4 protein-coding genes and 1 pseudogene are annotated in these 3,374 nt (G+C 62.3%); 2 read left to right on the top strand and 3 right to left on the bottom strand.

What is annotated here, in order from left to right:
* On the top strand, positions 1–1,074 hold a 1,074-nt coding region (locus WAO69_RS13355; RefSeq protein ID WP_422179927.1), incomplete at its 5' end, for a penicillin acylase family protein.
* On the opposite strand, the gene WAO69_RS13350 is transcribed toward WAO69_RS13355, so the two are convergent.
* The gene (locus tag WAO69_RS13350) at positions 1,054–2,373 is read right to left on the bottom strand and encodes an ArgE/DapE family deacylase (protein ID WP_422179924.1); all 1,320 of its coding nucleotides are present in this window, start codon (positions 2,371–2,373) and stop codon (positions 1,054–1,056) included. The genes WAO69_RS13355 and WAO69_RS13350 overlap by 21 nt on opposite strands.
* 123 nt (positions 2,374–2,496) lie before the next feature.
* Here WAO69_RS13350 and WAO69_RS13345 point away from each other — a divergent pair, with 123 nt between their 5' ends.
* The gene (locus WAO69_RS13345; RefSeq protein ID WP_422179922.1) at positions 2,497–2,883 is read left to right on the top strand and encodes a hydantoinase/oxoprolinase N-terminal domain-containing protein; all 387 of its coding nucleotides are present in this window, start codon (positions 2,497–2,499) and stop codon (positions 2,881–2,883) included.
* Here the strand turns inward: WAO69_RS13345 and WAO69_RS13340 are convergent.
* Positions 2,871–3,056: pseudogene (locus WAO69_RS13340) on the bottom strand (IS6 family transposase); the annotation flags it as partial. The gene WAO69_RS13345 and the pseudogene WAO69_RS13340 overlap by 13 nt on opposite strands.
* 6 nt (positions 3,057–3,062) lie before the next feature.
* A partial coding sequence (locus WAO69_RS13335) for a hypothetical protein (RefSeq protein ID WP_422179920.1) occupies positions 3,063–3,374 on the bottom strand: 312 nt, incomplete at its 5' end.

Raw genomic sequence — 3,374 nt, 5'->3', positions numbered from 1 at the left:
GCACTGAACACATGGGGCGCGCCCTCGGTCAATATGGTTTACGCCGATACTGCAGGAGACATCTGCTGGCAGGCCGCAGCCTATGTGCCACAGCGCACCGGCTGGCGCGGGCTGATGCCTGTCGCGGGCGATGGTCGATACGAGTGGACTGGTTATATGACAGCAGCGGACCTGCCCGCCATCGTCAACCCCGCCTGTGGCTTTGTGCATTCCGCAAACGAAATGAACCTGCCCGCCACATGGGATCACACGGCACACCCCGTCGGCTTCGAATGGTTCGAGGACGGGCGCGCGAACCGCATCGCTCACGTAATTTCAGAGGGTGGCGCCCGCGATGTGGCCGGCAATTGCGCCCTGCAATGTGATGCGTTTTCGCAATGCGCAGTGGATCTGGTAGCGCTGCTGCCGACAGGAGGGGCTGCTGCCGCACTGCTTCAGAGCTGGGACGGCCACGCGAACGCGGACAGCGCTCCAGCGCTGCTGTTCGAGGTCTGGCTGTCGCTGCACCTGCGCCCTGCCCTATTGGCCCAGATCGCGCCCGATGCGACACTGCGCGCCTATCTGACACCAGGCAACATCCCCACTGTGGTCCGCATATTGCGCGGTGATCTGCCCGATTTGATGCCCGCTGACCGCGATGCACTGCTGGCCGACACCTTGTCCACCGCGTGGCAAAACGTCTGCGACCGCTTTGGCGACAACCCCACCGAATGGCGCTGGGGGGACCTGCACAAAGGATACTTCGATCACGCCCTGACTCCGCTCGGGGGCAGCGCCGATGTCGGCCCCGTCGCCACCGCAGGCAGTAGCACCACAGTGATGATGGGCCACTATGAGGCCCGCGACTTTCGTGTTCGCAACGGCGCGTCCGTGCGCATGGTTGTCGACGTGGGCGCGTGGGACAACAGCGTGTGGATCAACGCGCCAGGCCAGTCCGGCACGCCGGGAGTTGCGCATTACGATGACCTGACAGCCCTCTGGGCGGCGGGGGCCTACGTGCCGATGCTCTACTCCGCACCGGCCGTGGACGCGGCGACCCGAACGCTGATCAAGCTAGTCCCGCAGAGGGGATAGCCCGCACCAGCCCGCGATGAAAAGCGCCAGCACCTTAGTCAGTTCGCGCACCGAGGCGAGTTCGACACGCTCGTCAAAGCCGTGGATATTTTGCGCCCTTGGCCCGATACAAAATGCCGGGATGCCGTAGTAAAGCCCGTAGAACCGCGTATCGGTCAGCGCGGTCATCTTGCTTTCTTCCAGCACGGCGCCGTCGAAAACGGTGCCGTAGGCGTGCTGCATCACGGCCAGTGCGGGGTCCACGTCCTCCCCCAGCACATAGCCTTCGGCCTGAAACCCGTTCCAGACAACCTCGGGTGGACTGTTGGACAAGAACGGGTGATCCCGCGCGGCCCCACTGACGCATGCTTCGATCTCCGCCTTGGCCTGCGCTAGATCCTGTCCCGGCAACACCCCCATGCGGCAGTCGATGTCGCACCACGCCGGCACGCTCGACGCCCAATCGCCGCCCGCGATTTTACCTGCGTTGAAGTTCAGTGGATGCGGCACGTCGCCGTACACCGGATCGGCAGCCGCGCGGTCGTTCCACTCCGCCTCCAAACCCTGCAAAGCGCGGATCATATCATAGCCCGCCATGATCGCGTTGGACCCGTCGCCCGCCACGGACACATGCACCGGCTTGCCCCGCACGCGCAGGCGGAACCACAATGCGCCCACTTGCGCGCGGTTGATGAAAAAATCCGTAGGCTCCGGCAGAACGGCAGCGTCGGCGCGATAGCCCCGCTGCAAAACCGACAGCGCGCCAAGGCCCGTGCTCTCTTCCTCGATCACCGATTGAAAGTGCACTGTGGCGGCAGGCGCAAACCCTGCCGCCCGCAGCGCATCCAGCGCAAATAGCGCCGCAACCGTCCCTGCCTTCATATCGCCCGCCCCGCGCCCGTACATCCAGCCGTCCACCACCTTGGGATCATAAGGCGGATGGGTCCACATCTCCGCAGGGCCGGGCGGCACTACATCCAAATGGCCTTGCAGGATCAACGAGCGGCCCTTGACCTCGGCGGGTCTGTGACTGCCAACCACGCTGCGCGCGCGGCTGAAATCTCCCATAATCGGACCAAAGCCGGGAAGTGGTTCCAGATCCTTGAGGTCAATCGTCCAATCATCAACCGAATAGCCGCGTGTGCGCAGCGCATCGGCGATGAAATCCTGCGCCGGTGCCTCCTGAAACCGCTCGCTTGGTATTGCTACGAACCGCGCGAGGAAATCGGTCTGGTCTGCGAACCCCGCCTCCACGGCGTTGGTGATTGCAGTGACCGTCTCGGCGGGCAATGAAAGGGGCAGTGGCGTATCTGATGGCATCGGTGCACTTCATTTGCTGATATAGCCCCAGCATCCGCATCAATCCTACCCGCGTCAATCGCCACCCTATTGAAAACCGTAGGGAAGTGCGGTTTGTATTGAGCAGCTGGGCTGTCACGCGGCATGCCGAGCCGCCCCAACCGAGAGCAGCTGCCCATGGTCCCGCGCATCACCATCGCCGTCGATATCGGGGGCAAGTTTACCGATCTGGAGCTGCGAGATGCACTCACGGGCGCCACCTATAGCCTCAAATCGCCCACGACACCCGACGATCCGGCGCGCGGTCTGACCAATGCCATCGCCCTTGCCGGAACGCGCTTTGTCTTCGGGGTGGACGACATCGCGCAGATACTACATGGCACGACCATCGGCACCAACGCTGTGCTGACCCGCGATCTGCCGCCCGGCGCGCTCATCACCACCGAAGGTTTCGAGGACGTGCTGAGGTGCTGCCTGACGAATTGGAACCAGTCTCCAAATGGACGGTTATGCTGCCCTTATTTCGAATAGAGGCCACGCCACTCAGCAAGAGCAGCCGCGCGGTTGAGTTTGAAATTGTCGCGTGAGTATAGGTGGCGCTCTTGGTGGAAATGGTTGTAAACTGAGCCGTGGACGACAACGAATTTCTGTAAAGTTCGCGCCCGTCCAAAGCGAAGCATGGCTCGCTCTCGTTGTCGGAATGGTTAGCATTACGACGATCCGCAAACCCGCGCCTGATCTCGAATAACGGCGTAATCACCCATCATCTCGACAACTAAGGATCCGTCCGACAATCTCGGCACCTCCTCAGCAACCTGCGCCTGTTCCGCCCGACTATACTCCACGACCGGCGGACATACCGCCACGCCGGTCTCAAAACCCGCCGTCGCGCAGCCGGTCAACCAACTCGCCCCGATCACTAATGCGTCCCGCCGAAAACCTGAATCGTAAGGATTCCCTTGAAGCCTGATCTGTGATTCATCCTGTTTGGGAGGATGGATCATGTCAGCACCTTTGCCGGA

It is taken from the genome of Aestuariivita sp., from assembly GCF_049276915.1.
Classification (GTDB): domain Bacteria; phylum Pseudomonadota; class Alphaproteobacteria; order Rhodobacterales; family Rhodobacteraceae; genus Aestuariivita.
The sequence above is the reverse complement of the archived record's forward strand: the minus strand, read 5'-3'. Positions and strand labels throughout refer to the sequence as shown.

What these genes read in the sequence shown, in the direction of transcription:
- WAO69_RS13345 (WP_422179922.1), top strand. Translation starts at nt 2,497, where the DNA reads ATGCCGAGCCGCCCCAACCGAGAGCAGCTGCCCATGGTCCCGCGCATC.
- WAO69_RS13350 (WP_422179924.1), bottom strand. Translation starts at nt 2,373, where the DNA reads ATGCCATCAGATACGCCACTGCCCCTTTCATTGCCCGCCGAGACGGTC.